The sequence below is a fragment of the Planomicrobium sp. YIM 101495 genome (assembly GCF_009707665.1).
Lineage (GTDB): Bacteria > Bacillota > Bacilli > Bacillales_A > Planococcaceae > Planococcus.
Genome location: NZ_WLZW01000003.1, coordinates 1 through 21,512 on the forward strand (window position 1 = coordinate 1; position 21,512 = coordinate 21,512).

General features: G+C 51.2%; 21 protein-coding genes, 17 tRNA genes and 1 rRNA gene. 31 read left to right on the plus strand and 8 right to left on the minus strand.

Annotated elements, in window-relative coordinates:
- The first annotated feature begins 196 nt into the window (after window positions 1–196).
- From rrf to GIW82_RS11215, 19 genes are all read left to right on the plus strand, one after another.
- Window positions 197–312, plus strand: a 5S ribosomal RNA gene (gene rrf, locus GIW82_RS11125).
- Between the two features lie 10 nt (window positions 313–322).
- Window positions 323–397 (plus strand) — tRNA-Asn (locus GIW82_RS11130).
- A 7-nt stretch (window positions 398–404) separates the two neighbouring features.
- A tRNA-Ser gene (locus GIW82_RS11135) sits at window positions 405–494 on the plus strand.
- A 24-nt stretch (window positions 495–518) separates the two neighbouring features.
- Window positions 519–593, plus strand: a tRNA-Glu gene (locus tag GIW82_RS11140).
- A 4-nt stretch (window positions 594–597) separates the two neighbouring features.
- A tRNA-Val gene (locus GIW82_RS11145) sits at window positions 598–673 on the plus strand.
- 139 nt (window positions 674–812) lie between these two features.
- Window positions 813–887, plus strand: a tRNA-Met gene (locus tag GIW82_RS11150).
- A 4-nt stretch (window positions 888–891) separates the two neighbouring features.
- Window positions 892–967, plus strand: a tRNA-Asp gene (locus tag GIW82_RS11155).
- Window positions 968–984: 17 nt separating this feature from the next.
- Window positions 985–1,060 (plus strand) — tRNA-Phe (locus GIW82_RS11160).
- A gap of 14 nt (window positions 1,061–1,074) precedes the next feature.
- Window positions 1,075–1,150: transfer RNA gene (locus GIW82_RS11165), tRNA-Thr, on the plus strand.
- A 6-nt stretch (window positions 1,151–1,156) separates the two neighbouring features.
- Window positions 1,157–1,240: transfer RNA gene (locus tag GIW82_RS11170), tRNA-Tyr, on the plus strand.
- A gap of 7 nt (window positions 1,241–1,247) precedes the next feature.
- Window positions 1,248–1,321: transfer RNA gene (locus tag GIW82_RS11175), tRNA-Trp, on the plus strand.
- 20 nt (window positions 1,322–1,341) lie between these two features.
- Window positions 1,342–1,417: transfer RNA gene (locus GIW82_RS11180), tRNA-His, on the plus strand.
- 42 nt (window positions 1,418–1,459) lie between these two features.
- A tRNA-His gene (locus tag GIW82_RS11185) sits at window positions 1,460–1,535 on the plus strand.
- A 10-nt stretch (window positions 1,536–1,545) separates the two neighbouring features.
- Window positions 1,546–1,617: transfer RNA gene (locus tag GIW82_RS11190), tRNA-Gln, on the plus strand.
- Window positions 1,618–1,628: 11 nt separating this feature from the next.
- Window positions 1,629–1,703 (plus strand) — tRNA-Gly (locus GIW82_RS11195).
- 6 nt (window positions 1,704–1,709) lie between these two features.
- Window positions 1,710–1,783, plus strand: a tRNA-Cys gene (locus GIW82_RS11200).
- Between the two features lie 9 nt (window positions 1,784–1,792).
- Window positions 1,793–1,875: transfer RNA gene (locus GIW82_RS11205), tRNA-Leu, on the plus strand.
- A 426-nt stretch (window positions 1,876–2,301) separates the two neighbouring features.
- Window positions 2,302–2,384 (plus strand) — tRNA-Leu (locus GIW82_RS11210).
- A gap of 125 nt (window positions 2,385–2,509) precedes the next feature.
- Entirely contained in the window at window positions 2,510–3,562 is a 1,053-nt protein-coding gene (locus tag GIW82_RS11215; protein WP_154750040.1) for a C45 family autoproteolytic acyltransferase/hydrolase, read from the plus strand.
- Window positions 3,563–3,592: 30 nt separating this feature from the next.
- Here GIW82_RS11215 and GIW82_RS11220 read toward each other — a convergent pair whose 3' ends face one another.
- Both GIW82_RS11220 and GIW82_RS11225 read right to left on the minus strand, forming a co-directional pair.
- Window positions 3,593–4,639: a C45 family autoproteolytic acyltransferase/hydrolase gene (locus tag GIW82_RS11220; RefSeq protein ID WP_370456212.1), complete on the minus strand. Its 1,047-nt coding sequence runs from the start codon at window positions 4,637–4,639 to the stop codon at window positions 3,593–3,595.
- A 98-nt stretch (window positions 4,640–4,737) separates the two neighbouring features.
- Window positions 4,738–5,400 (minus strand): B3/B4 domain-containing protein, encoded by a 663-nt coding sequence (locus tag GIW82_RS11225; RefSeq protein ID WP_154750042.1) that lies wholly within the window; start codon window positions 5,398–5,400, stop codon window positions 4,738–4,740.
- 66 nt (window positions 5,401–5,466) lie between these two features.
- Between GIW82_RS11225 and queG the strand changes: the two genes are divergently transcribed.
- The 4 genes from queG to GIW82_RS11245 all read left to right on the plus strand — a co-directional run bounded on the left by queG (window position 5,467) and on the right by GIW82_RS11245 (window position 8,675).
- Window positions 5,467–6,612, plus strand: a complete 1,146-nt coding sequence (gene queG / locus GIW82_RS11230) for a tRNA epoxyqueuosine(34) reductase QueG (protein WP_154750043.1) — start codon at window positions 5,467–5,469, stop codon at window positions 6,610–6,612.
- A 10-nt stretch (window positions 6,613–6,622) separates the two neighbouring features.
- Window positions 6,623–7,096, plus strand: coding sequence for a tRNA (uridine(34)/cytosine(34)/5-carboxymethylaminomethyluridine(34)-2'-O)-methyltransferase TrmL (gene trmL / locus GIW82_RS11235; protein WP_154750044.1), 474 nt, complete (start codon window positions 6,623–6,625; stop codon window positions 7,094–7,096).
- A 374-nt stretch (window positions 7,097–7,470) separates the two neighbouring features.
- Window positions 7,471–7,773: a hypothetical protein gene (locus GIW82_RS11240; protein WP_154750247.1), complete on the plus strand. Its 303-nt coding sequence runs from the start codon at window positions 7,471–7,473 to the stop codon at window positions 7,771–7,773.
- A gap of 74 nt (window positions 7,774–7,847) precedes the next feature.
- Window positions 7,848–8,675 carry an aldo/keto reductase gene (locus tag GIW82_RS11245; RefSeq protein WP_154750045.1) on the plus strand — a complete coding sequence of 276 codons (828 nt, stop codon included), beginning with the start codon at window positions 7,848–7,850 and terminating at the stop codon, window positions 8,673–8,675.
- A 132-nt stretch (window positions 8,676–8,807) separates the two neighbouring features.
- On the opposite strand, the gene GIW82_RS11250 is transcribed toward GIW82_RS11245, so the two are convergent.
- Genes GIW82_RS11250 through GIW82_RS11260 form a run of 3 tightly spaced genes read right to left on the minus strand, consistent with a single transcriptional unit; the run spans window position 8,808 to window position 10,602 of the window.
- Window positions 8,808–9,656: an RluA family pseudouridine synthase gene (locus tag GIW82_RS11250; protein ID WP_154750046.1), complete on the minus strand. Its 849-nt coding sequence runs from the start codon at window positions 9,654–9,656 to the stop codon at window positions 8,808–8,810.
- Window positions 9,657–9,704: 48 nt separating this feature from the next.
- The gene (locus GIW82_RS11255) at window positions 9,705–10,175 is read right to left on the minus strand and encodes a thioredoxin family protein (RefSeq protein WP_154750047.1); all 471 of its coding nucleotides are present in this window, start codon (window positions 10,173–10,175) and stop codon (window positions 9,705–9,707) included.
- Window position 10,176: 1 nt separating this feature from the next.
- Complete coding sequence (locus GIW82_RS11260; protein WP_154750048.1) at window positions 10,177–10,602, minus strand: disulfide oxidoreductase; 426 nt, start codon at window positions 10,600–10,602, stop codon at window positions 10,177–10,179.
- Window positions 10,603–10,732: 130 nt separating this feature from the next.
- Here GIW82_RS11260 and GIW82_RS11265 point away from each other — a divergent pair, with 130 nt between their 5' ends.
- Window positions 10,733–12,277, plus strand: coding sequence for a carbon-nitrogen hydrolase family protein (locus GIW82_RS11265; protein WP_154750049.1), 1,545 nt, complete (start codon window positions 10,733–10,735; stop codon window positions 12,275–12,277).
- 213 nt (window positions 12,278–12,490) lie between these two features.
- The gene (locus GIW82_RS11270; RefSeq protein ID WP_154750050.1) at window positions 12,491–12,946 is read left to right on the plus strand and encodes a hypothetical protein; all 456 of its coding nucleotides are present in this window, start codon (window positions 12,491–12,493) and stop codon (window positions 12,944–12,946) included.
- Between the two features lie 41 nt (window positions 12,947–12,987).
- On the opposite strand, the gene GIW82_RS11275 is transcribed toward GIW82_RS11270, so the two are convergent.
- Complete coding sequence (locus GIW82_RS11275) at window positions 12,988–13,479, minus strand: immunoglobulin-like domain-containing protein (protein ID WP_154750051.1); 492 nt, start codon at window positions 13,477–13,479, stop codon at window positions 12,988–12,990.
- A 114-nt stretch (window positions 13,480–13,593) separates the two neighbouring features.
- On the opposite strand from GIW82_RS11275, the gene GIW82_RS11280 reads away from it, so the two are divergent.
- The 5 genes from GIW82_RS11280 (at window position 13,594) to GIW82_RS11300 (ending at window position 18,439) form a co-directional block, all read left to right on the plus strand.
- Entirely contained in the window at window positions 13,594–14,151 is a 558-nt protein-coding gene (locus tag GIW82_RS11280) for a hypothetical protein (RefSeq protein WP_154750052.1), read from the plus strand.
- Between the two features lie 359 nt (window positions 14,152–14,510).
- Window positions 14,511–16,211: a phospho-sugar mutase gene (locus GIW82_RS11285; protein WP_154750053.1), complete on the plus strand. Its 1,701-nt coding sequence runs from the start codon at window positions 14,511–14,513 to the stop codon at window positions 16,209–16,211.
- Between the two features lie 100 nt (window positions 16,212–16,311).
- Window positions 16,312–17,421: a GAF domain-containing sensor histidine kinase gene (locus GIW82_RS11290; protein WP_154750248.1), complete on the plus strand. Its 1,110-nt coding sequence runs from the start codon at window positions 16,312–16,314 to the stop codon at window positions 17,419–17,421.
- 14 nt (window positions 17,422–17,435) lie between these two features.
- The gene (locus GIW82_RS11295) at window positions 17,436–18,074 is read left to right on the plus strand and encodes a response regulator (RefSeq protein ID WP_154750054.1); all 639 of its coding nucleotides are present in this window, start codon (window positions 17,436–17,438) and stop codon (window positions 18,072–18,074) included.
- A 101-nt stretch (window positions 18,075–18,175) separates the two neighbouring features.
- Window positions 18,176–18,439 carry a DNA primase gene (locus tag GIW82_RS11300; RefSeq protein ID WP_154750055.1) on the plus strand — a complete coding sequence of 88 codons (264 nt, stop codon included), beginning with the start codon at window positions 18,176–18,178 and terminating at the stop codon, window positions 18,437–18,439.
- 84 nt (window positions 18,440–18,523) lie between these two features.
- On the opposite strand, the gene GIW82_RS11305 is transcribed toward GIW82_RS11300, so the two are convergent.
- Together GIW82_RS11305 and GIW82_RS11310 are read right to left on the minus strand one after the other, a co-directional pair.
- Window positions 18,524–19,108, minus strand: coding sequence for a hypothetical protein (locus GIW82_RS11305; protein ID WP_154750056.1), 585 nt, complete (start codon window positions 19,106–19,108; stop codon window positions 18,524–18,526).
- A 17-nt stretch (window positions 19,109–19,125) separates the two neighbouring features.
- The gene (locus GIW82_RS11310) at window positions 19,126–20,010 is read right to left on the minus strand and encodes a cation diffusion facilitator family transporter (protein ID WP_154750057.1); all 885 of its coding nucleotides are present in this window, start codon (window positions 20,008–20,010) and stop codon (window positions 19,126–19,128) included.
- A 249-nt stretch (window positions 20,011–20,259) separates the two neighbouring features.
- On the opposite strand from GIW82_RS11310, the gene kynU reads away from it, so the two are divergent.
- A complete protein-coding gene (gene kynU / locus GIW82_RS11315) occupies window positions 20,260–21,510 on the plus strand; it encodes a kynureninase (RefSeq protein ID WP_230309377.1) in 1,251 nt (416 codons plus the stop codon).
- Window positions 21,511–21,512 lie beyond the last annotated feature (2 nt).

Consider the following 21,512-nt stretch of genomic DNA (forward strand, 5'->3'; position numbering starts at 1 on the left):
GATAGGTTCGAGGTGGAAGCGTGGCGACACGTGCAGCTGACGAATACTAATCGATCGAGGACTTAACCAATATGCTTTAACCAATCAATCAATGTCCGCTTTATCCAGTTTTGAAAGAACAAACAAAAGTTTTAAAAAAGCCTTGTATTCCCGCTGGGAATTGGTATAATAAAACTTGTCTTTCAAATAATATTAGTCTGGTAATGATGGCAAAGAGGCCACACCCGTTCCCATCTCGAACACGGAAGTTAAGCTCTTTTGCGCCGATGGTAGTTGGGGGTTTCCCCCTGTGAGAGTAGGACATCGCCAGGCTGATCATTATTCCGAAGTAGCTCAGTGGTAGAGCACCGCACTGTTAATGCGATGGTCGTAGGTTCGAGTCCTACCTTCGGAGCCATTTTTTTGGAGAGCTGTCCGAGTGGCCGAAGGAGCATGATTGGAAATCATGTAGGCGGGCAACCGTCTCAAGGGTTCGAATCCCTTGCTCTCCGCCATAGATACGCAGCTGTAAAAATTAAGGCCCCTTGGTCAAGCGGTTAAGACACCGCCCTTTCACGGCGGTAACACGGGTTCGAATCCCGTAGGGGTCACCATTTCGGAGGATTAGCTCAGCTGGGAGAGCATCTGCCTTACAAGCAGAGGGTCGGCGGTTCGATCCCGTCATCCTCCACCATTCACTTCTAATAGTATTATCGCGGGGTAGAGCAAATCGCTGGAAGAAGACAGCGATTAACACCGAAGCAGGCGAAGCCGATGCAGGTGTCAGTCTCCGAGATACTAAGAGTATGGCAAGACAGATTTAATAACATTATCGCGGGGTAGAGCAGTGGTAGCTCGTCGGGCTCATAACCCGGAGGTCGCAGGTTCAAATCCTGCCCCCGCAACCAAATAGGTCCCGTGGTGTAGCGGTTAACATGCCTGCCTGTCACGCAGGAGATCGCCGGTTCGATCCCGGTCGGGACCGCCATTTATTCTTTAAAATGTGGGTCAGTAGCTCAGTTGGTAGAGCATTAGATTGAAGCTCTAAGTGTCGGCGGTTCGATTCCGTCCTGACCCACCATATTTTTTTATATCGCCGGAGTAGCTCAACTGGTAGAGCAACTGACTTGTAATCAGTAGGTTGAGGGTTCAAGTCCTTTCTCCGGCACCATTTTTTGGTGGGGTAGCGAAGTGGCTAAACGCGGCGGACTGTAAATCCGCTCCTTCGGGTTCGGCAGTTCGAATCTGCCCCCCACCACCAGTTTTATAGGGGCATAGTTTAACGGTAGAACAGAGGTCTCCAAAACCTCCGATGTGGGTTCGATTCCTACTGCCCCTGCCAATTTTTTTAATTTAATGATGGCGGTCGTGGCGAAGTGGTTAACGCACCGGATTGTGATTCCGGCACTCGGGGGTTCAATTCCCCTCGTCCGCCCCATTTTTCTTTTTAATCGAATGTACTTATATAAATAATAGCGTGGCGGTCGTGGCGAAGTGGTTAACGCACCGGATTGTGATTCCGGCACTCGGGGGTTCAATTCCCCTCGTCCGCCCCATCCATATTATTGGGGTATAGCCAAGCGGTAAGGCAACGGGTTTTGATCCCGTCATGCCCTGGTTCGAATCCAGGTACCCCAGCTTTTTCTTTTGCGGAAGTAGTTCAGTGGTAGAACGCCACCTTGCCAAGGTGGAGGTCGCGGGTTCGACCCCCGTCTTCCGCTCCAAATTTTGGCGGCATAGCCAAGTGGTAAGGCATGGGTCTGCAACACCCTTATCACCGGTTCAAATCCGGTTGCCGCCTCCATACTATTTTGCCGGCGTGGCGGAATTGGCAGACGCGCGGGACTCAAAATTCCGTTCCCTCTGGGAGTGTCGGTTCGACCCCGACCGCCGGTATCAAACGCATCGCAATGCCAAGCGATGAACAAACACCTTCTGCATTTGCGGAAGGTGTTTTTGTTTTCCGTAAAACAAGGAAATAGGAAAGCCGGGAGGACCCATCGTGGATTCTTCCGGCTTTTTTCGGTTATTCGCGCAGGAAGTCGATTTCCGCTTCGTTCTTGCGTGGTGTACGCTTGAATAAGTATTCGCCGTCCCGGACGGGTGTGAGCACTTCTGTGCGTTTGCGGATTGCTTCATTCCTCTTGATCTATACCATCATTGCAGGCTTTCAAGCTGTCCGAGCGCCTTTGTCCGGAGGTGTGATTAAGTAGAGTATTCGGCTATGATCGGCCGGGGAAATTAATTTTGATTTATTTTTAAAAAAGTAGTTGTGTAATGAATAAAAACTATGGTAGAATAAATCTTGTCCAATTCAATTAAGCCGGCGTGGCGGAATTGGCAGACGCGCGGGACTCAAAATTCCGTTCCCTCTGGGAGTGTCGGTTCGACCCCGACCGCCGGTATCATGTGTGAGGAAGAGCTGCATTATGCAGCTCTTTTTTTCTATGCAAAAGTTATTGTCAGAAAACTATTTCTTACGTCTCCTTGTGCAAGTTTGTTATAATGACGGCAATAGGGGGGAGAAGAGATGAGAGAGATTGAAAGCAGAGTCATGCAGTTCCGCGGGAGCCACTACGATTTCGGCTACTGGCAAGGGGATCAGCTGCGCGGTACATTGACGCTTGAAAACAGACGCAAGCAGTGGAAGACGAAACGTCCGCGCTTTGAAATCGATGTGGCGGATGCAAAAGCGGCGTTCTTACAATATGCACCGAAGATTTGGGAAGAGCTTGAAGGGCTGCGGGATGCGCTTGATTTGCCGATGGATGAAGTGCTGCGTGATTTCGGGGGCTATCGCATTACACCAGACAGATCAGGCTGCTCAATTTTGACCGGGGATGGGTTCTTGCTGCGGAATTATGATTTCCATCCGCAGACGTATGAGGGTCGCTACATGCTTTATGAGCCGTCTGATGGCGGCTACGCGACGATCGGGCCATCGCAGCGCATTGTTGGCCGGATGGACGGGATGAACGACCAGGGGCTTGCGATGGGCTATAATTTCATCCACCGCAAGAATCCTGGGAAAGGGTTCGTCTGTTACTTGATCGGCCGGATTATCTTAGAGACGTGTGCGACAGTAGGGGAGGCAGTGGAGCTAGTGGCGAATATCCCACACCGAGGTTCGTTCAGCTACGTCGTGATGGATGCGAGCGGGAAGAGCTGCATCATCGAAGCGACACCGCGCAAGACGATCGTCCGGGAGGCAGGCGCTTGTACGAACCACTTCGAAGTGCAGGAAGACGAGAACCGCCATTACTTGAAGGATTCATTCAGCCGGCTAGACGCGATCCGTTCGCAGCCGGCAGACTTGGACGATTTGAACAACGCATACCGCTTGTTCAACGATCCGGCGCGCGGCGTCTTTGCGGATGATTACAGAAGCTGGGCCGGGACGATCCATACATCCGCTTATATACCGGAGAAGCAAGAAGCGTGGATTGCCATTGGCGGAAATGCGGAGCCGGTCATTTTCGACTTCGCCGATTGGGTGGCGGGGCAAACAGAGGCGCGTACGTCCTTTGACGGGAAAATCGAGACGACGCTCGGCTTCGGTTATTTGGACCGGATACATACGTAAAAAAGAGGTGCCCGTATGTGGGCACCTCTTTCAATGTTCAATCATGTGTGGAAATGGGAATTTCGTATCGATCCAGCCGTTGATCCGCTTAGCGTGGAATGGTTGCCCGTCGATCCAGCGGCCAAAGTCGACGATGAACGGGTCACGGTCAGGTCCGAGTGCGATTCCTGCCTGAAGTGTCTCGGGGAGGTACAAGCTTGTGTGCAACGTCCCTGAAGCCGTGCTGTACTTCGTCGAAAAGATATCGCCATCTGAGTCATTCAAAAGACGGAATGCCTCGTATACACCGCTTAAGTTGTCTTTTCGGGAAAGCAGGACATGTTCGCGTCTGACCGAGTCGTCGGTCTGGTAGCGGTTTTCCTGCGTCAAGTGGGTAAAGTGGTTCGTCGAAACGGATGCCTGGCGGACGATGACTTCCCGTGGTGACACTTCAGCGACGACGTTCGTGCCGGTCGCATCGCTCAAGACGTAGCTGAAGGAGCGGCGGTGCGGAAGCTCTTTCAACAAGTCGATGGCTTCTTCGATAGTGGCGCAGTTCTCGAGCAGCAGGCGGCCGACCATGTTGCAGATGAAGCCGTCCGCGGAATTCCGCCGGTTGATGAAGTTGTAACCCATCGTGAGTCCTTTTTCATTCATGCCGTCAGTGCGTCCGGTGATCTGCATCGTCGGCCCGATCGTGGCGAGACCGCCGTCGGAAGGGGCGTAAAGCACGAATCGCCCTTCATAGCCTTGCGGTGCACTGTCGTAATTGCGCACCATGAAGCTTGGACTTGTAAGGATCGAGCAGCCGCTTCGCACATACTCCAAGTAATAGCCGCCGAAGTCGCGGATAGCGTCTTTCATGGACCATTGGAGTGCATCGGCAAGCCCGATGATTTCCTCCCGGATCCGCGGTGCGAAAGCTTGCAGGATCTCTTGTGCCGTTGTTTCGTCGACCAGCAGCTCTTTTTTCAGCGCTTGCCGCTGTCTTTCGCGGTTCGGGAGCAGAGGAGAGTCTTTCAGCAGCTGGCCTTGGTGATAGCCGAAGTCGTAGTGGCTTCCTTTGAATGCGATGATATCGCTCGTCAGTTTTTTCACAGTATGCACCTTTTTCATCGATAGTAAGAAAAGCTTACTTCATCCAGCGGAAAAAGGAAAAGAAGATGCCTGCCGCACGGGAGCGACAGGCATACAGGTCAAAGAACATAAAAATCAGCATTGCCACCGTGGATGCCGGTGAACATATTGGATGCGGCTGTCAGCATCTCAATCGCGGTGTCACGGTTCATCGACGGGCGCAAGTAGAAGATGTGCAGCGCGTTGACGGTGTCTTCTGTCACCGCGGTCCGTTTGGAATCAACATACGGACTGCCGAAAACGCCTTGCGCGTCCTTGGAGACGAGCAGGTTGTGCGGCGTGTTCGTCCGGTTATTCAGTCCTTCGAATGTGTCGTCTGCTGTACCGATGGCGATCGTGACTTCGCCGTCGATCCGGTCAGTGTCATAAAGACCGAGCGGGATTTCGTATTGCAGCGACAGGAAGTTGTTCAAGTCGGCACCGGAATGGACCGGGTGGATGTACTGCTGTTTGCCGATCCGGCGATAGAGCGCTTCTGCGGAAGGACGGTAACGGCTCGGGTCACCGCCGAGCGCTTTCCACGCCATGCGCCATTCTAGGAGGCCTGGGAAGTCGGTTACTTGTTTATCTAGCAGGTCGAAGTAGAGCTGCTCCTGGAAAAGCTGGAGTCTTCCTTGCAGCATTTGTGGTGAAGGGGAAACCGTAATCGTGCTATAATGGATAATACCGATTTTGAAGTCTGGAAGGATTTCTTTGATTTTCGGATCGATTGAAATATTCATGCCGATCGTCCTTTCGTGAATCTCATTTTCCTTAGCATATCATATTTGAAAGACAGGAGTTTTATTATGAACCTCGATCAATTTCAAAAGGATCTTGTCGCCTATGCCGCCACGATCGGAATTGATAAAATCGGCTTTGCTTCGGCAGAGCCTTTCTTCAGCTTAAAGCATCAGCTCATCCGCCAGCAACAGCTGAATTACCAGTCGGGCTTTGAAGAGCCGGACATCGAGAAGCGGACGCATCCGGAGCTGTTATTGGAAGAAGCGGTGTCGATCATCTCGATTGCGATCGCCTACCCGTCCAAGATGGATGACGCGCCGCGCGGGGTGCGGGGAGCGCGCCGGGGCATCTTTTCCCGTTCTTCGTGGGGGCAGGATTACCACTCGGCACTGCGTGAACGGCTGATGCAGCTCGAAGCATACATCGCGGCGCATTATCCGGATGCTCGCATGCGCTCGATGGTCGATACAGGAGAACTGTCGGACCGTGCTGTCGCGGAACGTGCCGGCATCGGCTGGAGTGCGAAGAATACGAATATCATCACGCCGGAGTTCGGTTCTTACGTTTACTTGGGCGAAATGATCACGAACATCCCATTCCGTCTGGATGAACCGATGGAAGACCAGTGCGGGGATTGCCGTCTATGCATCGATACATGTCCGACCGGGGCTATCGTCGAAGGCGGCCAGTTGAACGCCCAGCGCTGTATTTCTTTTTTGACGCAGACGAAAGGGTTCTTGCCGGATGAGTTTCGGACAGTGATCGGCAACCGGCTGTACGGCTGTGATACGTGCCAGACGGTCTGCCCGAAAAACAAGCGGAAAACGAATCAGATCCATCCGGAATTCCAACCGGATCCGGAGCTGGCGAAGCCGCTGCTTGAGCCGCTCCTGACCATATCCAACCGGGAATTCAAGGAGCGGTTTGGTGCGATGGCAGGTTCATGGCGCGGGAAGAAGCCGATCCAGCGCAATGCCATCTTGGCGCTCGCCCACTTCAAGGAAGAGTCGGCAGTGCCGGCGCTCATTGCACTCATGGAACAGGATGAGCGTCCGATGATCCGAGGGACCGCTGCTTGGGCTGTCGGGAAGATCGGCACAGCGGAAGGGTTCGCAGCGCTGACGGAGCGACTGGAAGTGGAGGCCGATGGAGAGGTAAGAGAAGAAATCGAAAAAGGATTGGCATTCTATACGGAACTGCAGAAAGGATAAGTGAATCATTTTGGCTATACACATCGTACTTTACCAGCCGCTCATCCCGGCGAACACAGGGAACATCGCGCGCTCTTGCGCAGGAACCGGCGTCAAGCTGCACTTGATCCGGCCGCTTGGCTTCTCAACGGATGATAAGATGTTGAAGCGGGCAGGCCTCGACTACTGGGAGCACGTCGATATCCATTACTACGACGGCTTGGATGAACTGTTCGCGCGTTACGAAGACGGCGAATTTTATTATATTACGAAGTTCGGCAAGAAGACGTACAGTGATTTCGATTTCTCGGAACAGGAGAAAGATCATTTCTTCGTGTTCGGAAGGGAGACGACAGGTCTGCCGGACGAACTGGTCGCGAACAATCCGGAGCGGTGCCTGCGCATTCCGATGAATGAGCACATCCGCTCACTCAACTTGTCGAACACAGCGGCAATCTTGATGTTTGAAGCGCTGCGCCAGCAAGGCTTTCCGGGTCTGGAATAAGTCAGGGCACCTTGTGAAATTAAAAAACACGACCGAACTGTCAGAAGCTGACGTCGGTCGTGTCTTTTTTTATTATTTCTTGTCGATTGTACCTGGTTTGTCGTCATAGCCTGCAGTGAAGATCGCGACTAGGAATGATACGCAAATACCCAGAATAAGGATCAAATTCATAATTGATATCCTCCTTGTGAATTACATCTTTATTCAGTATAGCTCATTTCATTCGAAATGAAAACTGTTGTCGGGGATTCAATTATGGAGAATTTCTGTCGGATGTGTGAAACGAAAGAAATTCGGTGCAAAAGTGAAACCATTTGCGGTTGCGGCCGTATTATAGGTAAGATGAAATCAAAGAAAGGGTGAGCTAGATGAAAATGAAGATTTCAGTAGCGCTCATGTGGATTACCGGCTTGGCTGAAGCATTTCTTGCGATTCCGGTCATCGGGGGCTCGGTCGTCTTAAGTACGGGTTATTCCGTCCTAGGCGTCATGTTCGTACTTCACGCGATTACACTGTTTTTCGCTTTCCGTGAATACTCGCCGAAATCCGGTTCGATCCTCGGCCTTGTGACAAGTGCACTTGCGTGGATTCCGCTTCTCGGATGGGCAATGCATTTGGTGACGGCTGCAGTATTAATCATTACAGCAGCGATGGCTGATCGTCACGGCCGCGTCTAAAACCGCCTTTTGGGCGGTTTTTTTTGCGCCTTGATGAATGAAGGAGTAAAATAAGCGGAAAGGGAGGAATGACCATGGATTTGACATTGACTTCAACAAAAACATTACATAACGGTGTGGAAATGCCGCGCTTCGGCCTGGGCGTATTCAAGATGAAGAACCGCGACGAGGCACTTGCCGCGATGGCGGCGGCAATCGATCACGGCTATCCGGCGATCGATACGGCCGCGATCTACGAGAACGAGCGCGAAGTGGGGGAAGCGGTCCGCGCTTCTTCGAAAAAACGCGAAGACTTGTTCATCACATCGAAAGTATGGAATTCCGAGCAAGGGTACGATGAGACACTGCGTGCGTTCGAAGCATCGCTAGAGCGGCTCGGCTTCGATTACCTCGACCTTTATTTAACGCACTGGCCGGTGCCAGGCAAATTCGAAGAGACATACCGCGCAATCGAGCGTCTTTACGACGAGAAGCTCATCCGCGCAACCGGTGTTTCCAATCACCATGAACACCATCTGGAGCGGCTTCTTGCGAAAGCGAATATCAAGCCGATGGTCAACCAGATCGAGTTGCATCCGCAATTGACGCAGGAACCGCTGCGTGCGTTCTGTGCAAAAGAAGACATCGCGATCACATCCTGGTCGCCTCTTGCACGCGGCCGTCTGCTCGGGGAAGACGCCTTGACGGAAATCGCCGCAAAATACGGCAAGACGACCGCACAAGTCGTCATCCGCTGGCACCTGCAGAGCGACCTCATCGTCATTCCGAAATCGGTGAAGCCCGAGCGGATCCAGGAAAACGCCGGTGTCTACGATTTCTCGTTGACGGCGGAAGACATGAAACAAATCGACAGCCTCAACCAGGACTGGCGCTCGGGGTCCAATCCGGATGATTTGAAATAATGCATTCAAAAGGAAGCCTGCAATCGCGGGCTTCCTTTTTGTTTGATTTTTATGCTGAACGCACCTCGTTGCGAAAGTTTCGCACCTCGCGGCTGATTTTTCGCACCCCAGAGCGACTTCTCCGCACCTCTCTTACAATTGAATCGGATCTTCCACAACCACTTTCGCATGCGTGAACGGGTGGACGAAAGAAACGCGGTACGCATGCAGTGCATACGTGCCGTCCATTTCCGGTTCGGCCCCGTACAGTTCATCTCCGACAATCGGATTGCCGATATGGGCCAGGTGGACGCGGATCTGGTGCGTGCGCCCGGTTTCGAGTGTTAAATGCAAGCGCGTATTCCCGTTGTTTTCTTTCCGGATTGTCCGGTAATGGGTGACCGCTGCTTGCCCGTTCGGTGAAACGCGGCGACGCGTGGCATGGTGACGGTCGTTACCGATCGGTTCATCGATGACACCTTCTGCCGGACGCACGGAGCCATTCACGATCGCTTCGTAGTTCCGCGAGATCAGTTTCTTTTCTAACATACGGTCGGCGATGTTCTTCGCAGCGGGGTGCTTGGCGACGATGACGAGGCCTGATGTGCCTTGGTCAAGACGGTGGATGTGCTCGCCGTAGGAATGCCCGTTTTCCACCAAATAGCCGATGACGGCATTGATGAATGTGCCGGTTTCGCCGGGTTCATTCGGATGGGTGTTCATGCCTTTCGGTTTGCGGGCGATCAGGAAATGCTCGTCTTCGAACAGGACCGTGATTGCCGTGTCAGCATCTGCCGTATAAGGGGAATCCGAGTCCGGCCAGTCGAAACGGAGAACCGTCCCTTTCGGCAATGTCGCTTTCCAGTCTGCTACAGGCGCTTCATCGTGTGTGACGCCTTTGGCCATCCGCAGTTCATGCACAATCTTTTTGCCGAGACCCCATTCCTCCCGCAGCAATTCCTCGACCGTCATTTGTTCCTGTAATTCATAAAACCAATGCATAAAAATTTCCTCCCATAGGAAAAGGCCGTGCATCACACGGCCTTTCTGTTATTTCAAAACGACTTCATTGAAAAATTCTTCGATGTTCTCTTTCGGCTGTGCGCCGACCCAGCGTGAAACTTCCTCGCCGTTTTCGAAATGGATCAATGTCGGTGTCGCTTCGATGAAGTATTGCTGCCAGCCTTGGTCATATTCAAGCAAGTTGTACTGGAGCACATCGACGTCCATGTCATCAGCGACCGGCATCAGGACCGGTGTTGTCTGCTGGCAGTACTGGCAAGTCGGGGAGAAGAAGTAGACCGTTGTCGCTTCTCCGCTCTCAATCTGTTCGTTCAATTCTTCCGGCAGGACGATGTTCTGGTAGTTTTCATCATCCAGTTGGTCGATTGTCGCTGGATCCAGATCGTCTGTATCGTAAGGATTGTTCGCAAGTTTTTCTTTGTTGGACATGTTGGTCAAAACGATGATCAATGCGAAAATCGCAACGATGACCGCTGCAATCCCGATCATTTTTTTCATATTACTGTTCCTCCTTAATCGATTTCCGCAAATACAAACTCAGTCCGGCAATCATCAAAAACGCCGTCAAAGCAAGAAATGGAATCGTGATAAAGCCGAAAACGTTGATGTACTCGCCTGTGCATGGCACTTGTCCGCAAGAAGGGGCCGAATCAGACAAGAACTTGAGCTTCTGGATGCCGTAATGATAAAGTGAAATACTGGCACCGATCAGAGAGAACACAAGTGTAGTCGTATAGATCCGCGCATTCTTCTGCGCGATGGCGATGCCGATGATCAAAACGAGTGGGTACATGAAGATGCGCTGGATCCAGCACAGTTCACACGGGATGAAGCCGCGCACTTCTGAAAAGTATAATGAGCCTGCCGTTGCGACAACTGAAACTGTCCACATGACGAGCAGAAGATTTTCCTGAAGCTTTTTCATCGGACCGATCCTTTCTCATGGTAACCTCCATTGCATTATAATGCTAAGGAGAAGTGAAGTAAAACATTATTAACCTATCAGGATATCCGTTATAATGAAATTTGAACCTTTTGTGAAGGAGTGAGTCCACATGGCAGAGCCATTCGATTTAGCTGATTTTGAGAAAAGCATGATCATCCGAGAGATGAATTATTCCGATATCGGCCCGATTCTGGAAATGCAGCAACTGTGTTTTCCGGGGATGGAGCCTTGGGAAGAAGAACAATTAAGAAGCCATCTGGGCGTCTTTCCGCAAGGGCAGCTCGTGGCAGAGCTTGATAATAAAGTGATCGGCTCCTGCTCCAGTCTGCTCATCAACTTCGATGAGTACGACGACCGCCATACATGGGATGACGTAACGGACGGCGGCTACATTACGAATCATAACCAAGATGGCTATAACATGTACGGCATCGAAGTGATGGTGCACCCTGAATACCGCCGGATGAAAGTCGGCCAGCGCCTGTACGAAGCGCGCAAAGAACTAGCGCGTGAGCTGAATGTGAAATCGATCATCATCGGGGGACGGATCCCGAACTACCATAAGCATGCGGAGGAAATGTCGCCGCGCGAATACGTCGACGCAGTATCCCGCCACAAGATTTACGATCCTGTCTTGACGTTCCAGCTGATGAACGGCTTCCAACTGATGCGCATCAATCCGAATTACTTGCCGGATGATAAGGCGTCAGGCAAATACGCGACGCTCATGGAATGGAATAACATCGACTACAAACCGGTCTCGAAGCGCCACTTTAAGACGAGCCTGCCGGTGCGTATTTGTGTTGTCCAATATTTGATGCGGGCGATCGAATCGTTCGATGACCTCGCAAATCAGGTCGAGTATTTCGTCGACGTGGCCTCCGATGCCCATTCGGACTTTGTCGTGTTCCCGGAAATTTTCACGACGCAATTGATGTCGTTCCTGAACGAACCGTCACCAAGCAAAGCCGTGCGGAAACTGACGGAGTACACGCCGCAGTACATCGAACTGTTCACAGACCTTGCCGTACGGTACAACGTCAACATCATCGGCGGCTCGCATTTTGTCAAGGAAGAAGACGACGAAATCTACAACATTGCGTACCTGTTCCGCCGCGACGGATCGATCGACAAACAGTACAAGATCCACATCACGCCGAACGAGCGCAAATGGTGGGGCATTTCGGCAGGGGATTCCGTGCGCGTATTCGATACGGACTGCGGCAAGATTGCCATCCAGATCTGCTACGACATCGAATTCCCGGAACTCGCGCGCATCGCGACGGATATGGGCGCGAACATCATCTTCTCGCCGTTCTGTACGGAAGACCGCCAAGGCTACCTGCGCGTCCGTTACTGCGCACAGGCGCGTGCCGTGGAAAACCAGATCTACACCGTCATCTCCGGCACGGTCGGCAACTTGCCGCAGACGGAAAACATGGACATCCAGTACGCCCAGTCCGGCATCTTCGCACCGAGCGATTTCGAATTCGCCCGTGACGGCATCGTCGGCGAAACGAACGCCAACCTGGAAATGGTGCTGATCGGCGACGTCGACCTCGAGATTCTCCGCCGCCAGCGCCAGGACGGCACGGTCAAGCAATTGAAGGACCGCCGGCATGATGTTTACCGGATTGAGTATAAGAAAGATTGATCCTTCGAAAGCAGTTCTTATGATTGAAAGAATACAGATGATCTCTTCCTTGATGGAGTCAGGGAAGAGATCTTTTTTTGTGCGCTTAATGGAGCGGGAAGAAAAGGAATGCCGCTTTAGAAAACGGATATATCGGGAATATCTCTCTATCCACAAATATAAAATGATGTTAATATAAAATGAAGGAATATTTCGTAAAAAAGGGGTGCGGTTATGAAGAAATTATTGTTAATTCTTACTGGTCTGATCATGGTTGGATTGCTGGTCGGCATCTATCAGCAGCACCAGACTATTCGTGATTACCGCAGTCTGGTCTATTCGGATATGGCGCAGTTGAGGGAACCTGTAGTCGCTTTTTTAGAATTTCATGAGGAGGCGGAACGATTAAGCGAGGAAGAAAGAAATGAGCAGCTCGTGCAATTAAATTCAAGATTTGCTGATTTCTTCAATTATAGCGGCGGCGGAGTGCACGTAGAGCAAAAGATAAAGGAAGAATATTATGGTTCCTATAATGACGCGAAATCAGCGTACTCTCATATTATCCAGCGTTACACCGATGCATCAAGTCCTGAAGAACGTGAGCAGGCCATTACAGATCTAAGAAATACATTCGAACGTTACAATGAGTTTCTGGAAACGGCGAAGGATGATTTGGATGTGCCTATTTGAATGAATAAAAAATGACGTGGAAAATCAACCGGTTTTCTACGTCATTTTTTATTGCTTTCAACTTCAAACTCCACCGCAAGCATTACCTCAGTACTGTTATTGTTAAAAGAAAACGGTTTGACGATCCGGTATGAGCCGGCAGTGAAGTCATAATCGAAGAAATCGGTTTCCAGCTTATAAACTTCTGTATTCCCTGGCTTTACGACAAGTTCAATATCAATCGAGTCCGTCCCTTCGACATAAGGAACCCGGTACCATTGGCCGTCGATCATTTTTTCCACATAATCGATATGACTGAACGAGATCGTTTCGGAACCTCTATTTTCGATTTCAATGATGATTTCATTTACAAGGGCAGTATAAGCAGTCGGATTACTCGATAATACAATCGAATTTTGTTCACTGGTCCATTCGTTTGGAAAGTCACCGAAAGAAGATTCTTCTTCCAGGGAATCAGTGGACTGCGCAACTGTGCAGGCAGGTGTAATCGCTAAAACAAATAAGAATAAGCAAAAATACAGGAATCTTTTCATGGCAACTCACCTCTTATTATTCTTAGACGTTCTTTGAGGATTCGTGTTACAGGAGTATCAGGATTAATTGTGTGGAAACTCTTTGGCCAGAAATACAAAGGAGAAGGAAAATCTATGCTCGTTATAAACACTTATATTGAACAGAAAGCTTTGGATTCTTTCTGTTTTAATAAAGAAAATGCCTCAGACTACTTTATTTCATTAAATGATCCCCTGTCATATCAGAATGCCAACAGGCAATTGAAAAGGCACAAGGGTCATAAATTGGATGGTGTAGTAATTATTAAGTCACTGGATACGGCAATGACTGACTTTATGGACTGGGATGATATTGATTTAATGTGGATTGGTATTCTGGAAATGGCTTTGGATTATAAAAAAACAGGTTTTGGGAAGCGCTTTATGGCGATGAATAACCATGAATGGAGCATTAAAAAAATCATTACAAATCCAGAGAACCTGATTTTATTTAAAGTAAAAAGAAATCCATTGAATTTTAAAGAGGAGAGTCTTTACGAAATTTATAAAGAAACGACAAACATTGTTAATGAAGAAATTTTAATTGCTCAAATTCTCCAAGCTGCCGATGAATTTATTTCTTTTAGAGAAAAGCTATTCGAAATTGGCAGTGTAAGCCGATTAAAAGCATTAGTCTCTGAAACACAAGAATAAGAATGCTTAACTTTTTCATGTCATTTCAGTGGCATGACATTGTGACTTTTCCTGGGAGCGAAAATCCTTGAACAGTCAGTGAATTTGAAGACGGAAGAGCTGCTGTTTCTGAGGATTTTCACGGAGGGCAAAAAATGAAGTTGTTCGAGGGAAAAGGCTGTCATGAGTTTGAAAATAGAATCATTTTGCTGGAAGACGAATGAAGCCCCGCGCACGATTTACTGCGTATGGAGCTTCGTTTTTTGCTGAATTCAATTTCGAAAGATTGTCATGGTTAGCGGAAGGCCATATCAACTCTCCATCAAGAGCGGTTTTTTCCCTATATTTTTGGTAAACTGAAATCATTGGAGGGATGCCCGATGACATGGCAGGAACGAATTAAGAAATGGCTCGCACATGAAGAGCTGGATGAAGATACGAAAGCGGCACTCGCAACGCTGCAGGATGATGAGAAGCTTGCGGAAGACGCGTTTTACCAAGACTTGACGTTCGGGACGGGCGGCATGCGCGGGGAGATCGGTCCCGGAACGAACCGCATGAACATTTACACGGTGCGTAAAGCATCGCAAGGCATTGCAGACTATATCGCAAGCAAAGGAGCGGAAGCGAAGAGCCGCGGCATCGTCATCGCGTATGACAGCCGGCGCATGTCGCCGGAATTCGCTCGGGAGGCGGCGCAGACGTTCGCAGCGAACGGCATTCATACGTATCTTTACGATGCACCGCGCACGACGCCTCAATTATCGTTCAGCGTGCGTTACTTGCATGCGTTCATGGGCGTGGTCGTGACGGCAAGCCATAACCCGCCGGAATACAACGGCTACAAAGTGTACGGGGAAGACGGCGCACAACTGAATCTGGAAGATGCGGACGAAGTGATCGATTTTGTCGGCCGCGTCGAAAACGAATTGGCGATCCGGAATGAAGGCTACGACCCGGAATTGCTCGTCACAGTTGGTGAACGTCTGGATGCGGCGTATATCGAACAGGCATTGACAGTTCGTGAGCAGCTGGCACATCCGGTCAAAGCGGTATTCACACCGCTCCACGGCGCATCGGGTGCAACGGTGAAGCGTCTGCTTGAAGAAGCGGGCTATCACGATGTTACATACGTCCCCGAGCAGATGCAGCCGGACGGTGAATTCCCGACGGTCACTTCACCGAACCCGGAAGAAGCGGGTGCGTTTGAACTGGCTGAAGTGTATGGCCAGAAGACGGAGGCGGACCTTCTGATTGCAGTCGATCCGGACGGCGACCGTGCAGGGATTGCGGTACGTGACGGAGAGCATTACAAATTATTGTCAGGCAACCAGACCGGTGCACTCCTGATCGAATATTTGCTGAGCCAGAAGAAGGAAAAAGGCGAATTGCCTGCGGATGGCCGCATCTTTAAGACGATTGTGACGTCTGAATTTGGCCGCGTCATCGCGGAGTCTTACGGGGTGGATTGTGAAGATGTCCTGACCGGATTTAAATTCATCGGTGAGAAGTTGAAACTGAATGATGTGAACCGGGAATTTACGTTCCTGTTCGGCTACGAAGAAAGCTACGGCTACTTGGCACGTGATTTTGCGCGTGACAAAGATGCCGTGCAGATTACTTTGCTGCTCGTCGAAGCCGCTGCCTTTTACCGGACGCAAGGCAAGACGTTACTTGATGTCTTGCACGAATTGTATGCGCGTCACGGCTGGTACCGCGAATCGCTTGTCTCTGTCACAAAAAAAGGTGTCGAAGGTGCGCGTGAAATCAACCGGTTGCTTGAAGATTTGCGCATGCGCCCGTTCCAGGAAATTGCCGGCATTCCGGTGAAGACAATCGAGGATTACGACAGCCAGACCCGTCGCTTCGTCGACCTCGGCACAGATGAGAAAATCACGTTGCCGCAGTCGAACGTCCTGAAGTTCTTCCTGGAAGATGGCTCATGGATTTGTGTGCGTCCGAGCGGCACTGAACCGAAAGTGAAATATTATTTCGGCGTGACGGCTTCAGGCGAACAGGAAAGTTCCGAGCGTCTTGAATTTTTGAAAGAAGCATTCGTCGCGGAAGTGGACGGACGCTGACAAAGAAAACTCCCTCGATGCAGGGAGTTTTTTCATTCGAAAGGTGGAGGAATCCTGCGTGGATTTCGGGTAATCTTAAAACAATGAGGTGGAAAGCATGATGGCTGAACATTCGACTGTGGCGCTGCTCAAGGAAATCGCCGAGCTTTTGAATGAAGAAACGGATATGGAAGGGATGCTGAACGGAGCAATCCGGAAGCTGCTTGCCGGTACGTCATTCGAGACGGCGTGGATTTTCTTCATCAACGAAGAAGGGAAGCACCGGCTCGTCGCACATGCAGGGCTTCCGGGCGCGCTCGATTCAAACGGCTGCGCCCACCTGAAGGAAGGTGGCTGCTGGTGTGTCCGTCGCTACATTAAAGGTGATCTGGAGAAAGCATCGAACATCATCGCCTGCCAGCGCATCGAAAATGCAGGAGAAGTCCGCGTGGCGTCCGGTGGAACGATTACGCATCATGCGACCGTTCCGCTGCAGTCCGGGGAAGAACGATTCGGACTGCTGAATATCGCAGCGCCTGAGACTTCCCGTTTTTCGAAAGACGATCTTGCCTTGCTCGAATCAGCCGCGTTCCAGATCGGTTCCGCGATCAAACGCATCGGCTTGACCAAGCAGGAACAGGAGCTTGCACTTGTCGGGGAACGGAACCGGCTGGCACGAGATCTGCACGATTCGGTCAACCAATTGCTGTTCTCGGTGACGCTCACAGCACGGGGCGGTGTAGAGATGACGAAGGATGAGGAAATGCAGGACACGTTCCGGGAGATCCAGCATTTGACGCAGGAAGCACTGCATGAAATGCGCGCGCTCATCTGGCAGCTTCGGCCGAAGGGGCTTGAAAGCGGTATTGTCGAAGCGATCAAAGGATACGGCGATATGCTCGGGCTGTCGCTCGACGTCAAAGTGACCGGCGTCATCCAGTTGCCTTCACGGATCGAGGAAGCCTTGTTCCGGATCGCACAGGAAGCGCTCAACAATATCCGCAAGCATGCCGGCGTGAAAGATGCGGAATTGTATATATCGGCTCGTTCGAAAGATGTCTTGATGGTCATCAAGGACGAAGGCCGTGGATTCGCTGCGGGTGAACGGCTGGCCCTTCCATCGATGGGACTGCAGGGCATGCGTGACCGCGCCGAAGCGGAAGGCGGAATGGCCGAGTGGTCGAGCGGCATCGGCAAAGGCACGGAAATACTCGTACGGATTCCGTATTGAAAGGGGATGGCAAGATGAGGGTCTTGATTGCGGATGATCATCATGTAGTAAGGCGCGGGTTGTTGTTCTTCCTGAAAACACAGGAAGGCATCGAAGTCGTAGGAGAAGCGGTGAATGGTAAGGAAGCGGTGGAGCTTGCAGCAACGCTCCGGCCGGATATCGTCTTGATGGATCTCGTCATGCCGGAAATGGACGGTATCCAGGCGACGAAGAGGATCAAAGAGCAGTTCCCGGAAATCATCGTTCTCATCTTGACAAGCTTTTCGGACCGGGACCATGTCATCCCAGCGATTGAGGCGGGGGCAGCAGGTTACCAGCTGAAAGACATCGAACCGGATGAATTGGTCGAAGTGTTGCACGATCTTTTGCGCGGGGAGCAGCCGCTGCATCCGAAAGCTTCGTCGGAGCTGCTGAAAGGACCGGCGGAACCGGCGCCGCATACCGTTCATCCGCTGACGCCGCGGGAGCAGGAAGTGTTGGCGGAATTGACGAAAGGCCAGAGCAACCGTGAAATCGCATCGGCCCTGTTCGTCACGGAAAAAACCGTGAAGACACACATCTCCAATATTTTTTCGAAGCTTGGTGTCCAGGACCGGACGCAGGCGGCGCTCTATGCCGTCAAGCACGGGCTGACGGAGTCGGACCAGCGATAGGATGAAAGAGCGCATCTTCCGTCTTGTTGTTTTCGCCTCTTTCTGAACGGGTATAGCAGACTAGCAACGAAATTGGCCCCGGTCAGGGAGGAGGAACGAAAATGAGCCAACAGAAATGGTTGAAACTTGGTGCGGCAACGATATTATCTGTCGGGATGCTTGCTGCTTGTGGCGGGGAAGATGATCAGCTCGAATTCGAGGACCCAGGCGCGGACTTTGAAGACGGCGGTGATGAAGGGCCTGCTCCGGAAGTGAACGACGAGGACGGCGAGACGGACCTCGACCAGAACCCTGATGAAGGAACAGATGATGAATTCGAAGATGACATGGAAGATAAACAAGATGATACTTCGGATGAAAACTAAAGGAAGCGGGCTGCTGCAATTTTTGCAGGTCTTTGATGAAATGAAAAAACGGGACTATGTCACATCGACACAGTCCCGTTTTTGTTATTCACTTGCTTCATCGTCGACTACGACGCGTTCAGACGTCCCGCCTGCCTGCTCGATATAGCCGGTAAGCGACCCGGCCATCAAGAAGATGGTACCTGTGGACATCTTGATTTCGTTCCCGTCTTTCGTGAACAGTGCGATTGCCTGGGTCTTGCGTGTGCCGCCTTCCATCGCGACGTGTTCTTCGATTCGGTCGAAGTCATCCCATGTGTACGTATGCTCGGTAAATTCCCACGGCCCGTTATAGACGAATTTCTCGCTCGTCATATAATAATAATCGGATAGCGACAATGCGGTGCCGAGCACACCGACGACGACGAGGACTGCAGCTAAGCTGTATCGTTTCGCTTTGCTATCGATCACGACGAGCACGATGAGTGCAGCGGCGATCAGCAAAAGGCCGACGCCACCGGTGATGAGTGAGATGAAATTTGTGCCGATGTGCGTTGCGAGCGGCGTGATGAACATCGCCTTGATCGGGTAGAACAAGGCAGCCGGTGCAATCAATGCGCTGATGGCCAAGATGACGGCAAATGTCACCATCACCACTTTTTTCTGGTCGATAAAATCATACATCGTCATGTTCCCCTTCTGGATGACTAAATTTCTGACTTGGAAGAATAATCAGGTTCTATATGTACGAGTATGACACAGTTCGGTTTCACTTTGTTGATTTTTCTTTCGATTTCTTCGGTGATCCAATGGCTTTCGATGACATTCAAGTAGGGAGCGACCGAGATCGTCAAGTCGATGAAGATGACGTTGCCGTGATGCCGTCCTTTGAAGTCGCGCATGTCGATGACGCCTGGTACATTCTCGATGATGGTATACATCGCCTCAACTTCGCCTTCGTCGAATCCGTCTGTCAATGTCAGCACTGCTTCCTTGAAAATCGTGATGGCCGCGAAGATGATCAAGCAGCCGACTGCGAGTGCAGTGATCACATCGATGATCGGGGCGCCGAGAATTGAAGCGATAATCCCGATCCCAGCTCCTACCGAGACAAGCGCATCGGCACGGTTGTCGTAAGCAGCGGCTTTGACAGCTGAGCTATTGATTTCCGCGGCGAGCTTCCGGTTGAAGCGGTAGACGCCGTACATGACGACGGCACTGAACAACGCAATCCAGACTGTATAGCCTTCTGGTGTGTCAGCGGGTGGACCGAAGAGGTTGCGGACAGCCGTGAAGATGACTTGCAGTCCGATAGCAGCCATGATGAATGAAGCGACGAGTGATGCAATCGTTTCTGCACGCAAGTGGCCGTAGTGGTGATTCTCATCCGGCGGCTTTTGGGAAATGCGCAAGCCGACGAGGACTGCTATGGAAGCGATAATGTCGGTCAAGTTGTTCAACCCGTCCGCTTTCAATGCTTCGGAATTCCCGGCATAGCCGAAGCTCAATTTAATGGCACTGAGGAAAATGTATGCACCGATACTGAGCCAGGCTCCTTTTTCTCCTCTGCGTAAATTTGTATAGATGTCCAATTTGTTTCCTGCCTCCAACTCTTCTGAACGCACAAAAACGGCCGCTGCTGCAGGCCGTTTTTACTCGTTTAAAGCGATATATGATAGCGTTCGATTCGCGATCGTGTGGTGTCGGATATCTATTATAGCATGAAAAAAGATCGAGTTGGTTGTTTTCTTTTCACCGTTGCGGATTTTCGGCAGTCCATGTAGGCTAAAGGAAACCGGCTTTTTTATAAAAAGCTGTAATCGCAAATGGAGGGGATCAGGATGAAAGCGGAACAAATGGACACGGCAGATGTGCTTGCGCATTTCAAGGAAGAATTTCACGAGACGGCTGGCGAATTATATATGGACGGCAATTCGCTCGGCTTGATGAGCAAACGGGCGGAAGCAGCACTCGAAGCAGCGCTGGCGAGTTGGAAGATATACGGAATCGATGGCTGGACAGAAGGGGAGCGGCCATGGTTCACGCTGGCTGAGGAATTGAGTGCTCGGGTGGCTCCAATCGTCGGGGCGAAAGCGCATGAAGTGATGGTGACAGGTTCGATCACTTCGAATATTCACCAAATGCTGTCGACCGTGTTCGCACCGACTGCGGAACGTTCCGTGATCGTCATGGATGAACTGAATTTCCCGTCAGATATTTACGCTACGGAAAGCCATCTCCGACTGCGTGGACTGAATCCGGCAGAGGCGCTGAGAAAAGTACCAAGCCGTGACGGCCATACGCTTATGCTCGAAGATATTCTCGCGCAATTGCAGGGTGATGTGGCAGTCGTTTTATTGCCGTCGGTCCTGTACCGGAGCGGGCAATTGCTGCCGATGCGGGAAATAACGGAAGCAGCCCACAAGAAAGGTATTCTCGTCGGCTTCGACTTGGCGCATTCGATCGGGGCAATCCCTCATACGCTCCATGAAGATGGTGTCGACTTTGCTGTTTGGTGCCATTACAAGTATATGAACTCGGGTCCCGGCGGTACGGGCGGGCTGTATTTGCATGAGCGCCATCACACGCTGCTTCCAGGCAATGCCGGCTGGTTCGGCTCGGACAAGACAAAGCAATTCGATATGGATCATTCGTTCACGAAAGCGGAAGGGGCAGGTGCTTACCAGATCGGCACACCGCACATTTTCAGCATGGCACCGCTTTTCGGCAGCCTTGAATTGTTCGAGGAAGCGGGAATTGAACGAATCCGCGAGAAGTCATTGGCGCTGACGAAGTTCATGCGTGGGCTGGCGGCAGAACATCTGCCGGAACTCCAAGACGTGACGCCGGTCAAGGACGAAGACCGCGGCGGACACATCGCCTTTGCGCACCCGGAAGCGGCACGGATCTGCAAGGCACTCAAACAGGCAGGAGTGGTGCCGGATTTCCGTGCACCTGATATTATCCGGCTCGCACCGGTCGCATTCCATACAAGCTTCAAGGAAGTCGAGGAGATGGTCATGCGCCTGAAGCGGATCATGGACGAGGAAACATACAAACAATTCAGCAACGAACGAAATGTGGTGGCGTGAGC

Coding starts and splice junctions, on each gene's coding strand:
- GIW82_RS11215 (WP_154750040.1), top strand. CDS start 2,510: ATGAGAGAGATTGAAAGCAGAGTCATGCAGTTCCGCGGGAGCCACTAC.
- GIW82_RS11225 (WP_154750042.1), bottom strand. CDS start 5,400: ATGAATATTTCAATCGATCCGAAAATCAAAGAAATCCTTCCAGACTTC.
- queG (WP_154750043.1), top strand. CDS start 5,467: ATGAACCTCGATCAATTTCAAAAGGATCTTGTCGCCTATGCCGCCACG.
- GIW82_RS11240 (WP_154750247.1), top strand. CDS start 7,471: ATGAAGATTTCAGTAGCGCTCATGTGGATTACCGGCTTGGCTGAAGCA.
- GIW82_RS11245 (WP_154750045.1), top strand. CDS start 7,848: ATGGATTTGACATTGACTTCAACAAAAACATTACATAACGGTGTGGAA.
- GIW82_RS11250 (WP_154750046.1), bottom strand. CDS start 9,656: ATGCATTGGTTTTATGAATTACAGGAACAAATGACGGTCGAGGAATTG.
- GIW82_RS11255 (WP_154750047.1), bottom strand. CDS start 10,175: ATGAAAAAAATGATCGGGATTGCAGCGGTCATCGTTGCGATTTTCGCA.
- GIW82_RS11260 (WP_154750048.1), bottom strand. CDS start 10,602: ATGAAAAAGCTTCAGGAAAATCTTCTGCTCGTCATGTGGACAGTTTCA.
- GIW82_RS11265 (WP_154750049.1), top strand. CDS start 10,733: ATGGCAGAGCCATTCGATTTAGCTGATTTTGAGAAAAGCATGATCATC.
- GIW82_RS11270 (WP_154750050.1), top strand. CDS start 12,491: ATGAAGAAATTATTGTTAATTCTTACTGGTCTGATCATGGTTGGATTG.
- GIW82_RS11275 (WP_154750051.1), bottom strand. CDS start 13,479: ATGAAAAGATTCCTGTATTTTTGCTTATTCTTATTTGTTTTAGCGATT.
- GIW82_RS11280 (WP_154750052.1), top strand. CDS start 13,594: ATGCTCGTTATAAACACTTATATTGAACAGAAAGCTTTGGATTCTTTC.
- GIW82_RS11285 (WP_154750053.1), top strand. CDS start 14,511: ATGACATGGCAGGAACGAATTAAGAAATGGCTCGCACATGAAGAGCTG.
- GIW82_RS11290 (WP_154750248.1), top strand. CDS start 16,312: ATGGCTGAACATTCGACTGTGGCGCTGCTCAAGGAAATCGCCGAGCTT.
- GIW82_RS11295 (WP_154750054.1), top strand. CDS start 17,436: ATGAGGGTCTTGATTGCGGATGATCATCATGTAGTAAGGCGCGGGTTG.
- GIW82_RS11300 (WP_154750055.1), top strand. CDS start 18,176: ATGAGCCAACAGAAATGGTTGAAACTTGGTGCGGCAACGATATTATCT.
- GIW82_RS11305 (WP_154750056.1), bottom strand. CDS start 19,108: ATGACGATGTATGATTTTATCGACCAGAAAAAAGTGGTGATGGTGACA.
- kynU (WP_230309377.1), top strand. CDS start 20,260: ATGAAAGCGGAACAAATGGACACGGCAGATGTGCTTGCGCATTTCAAG.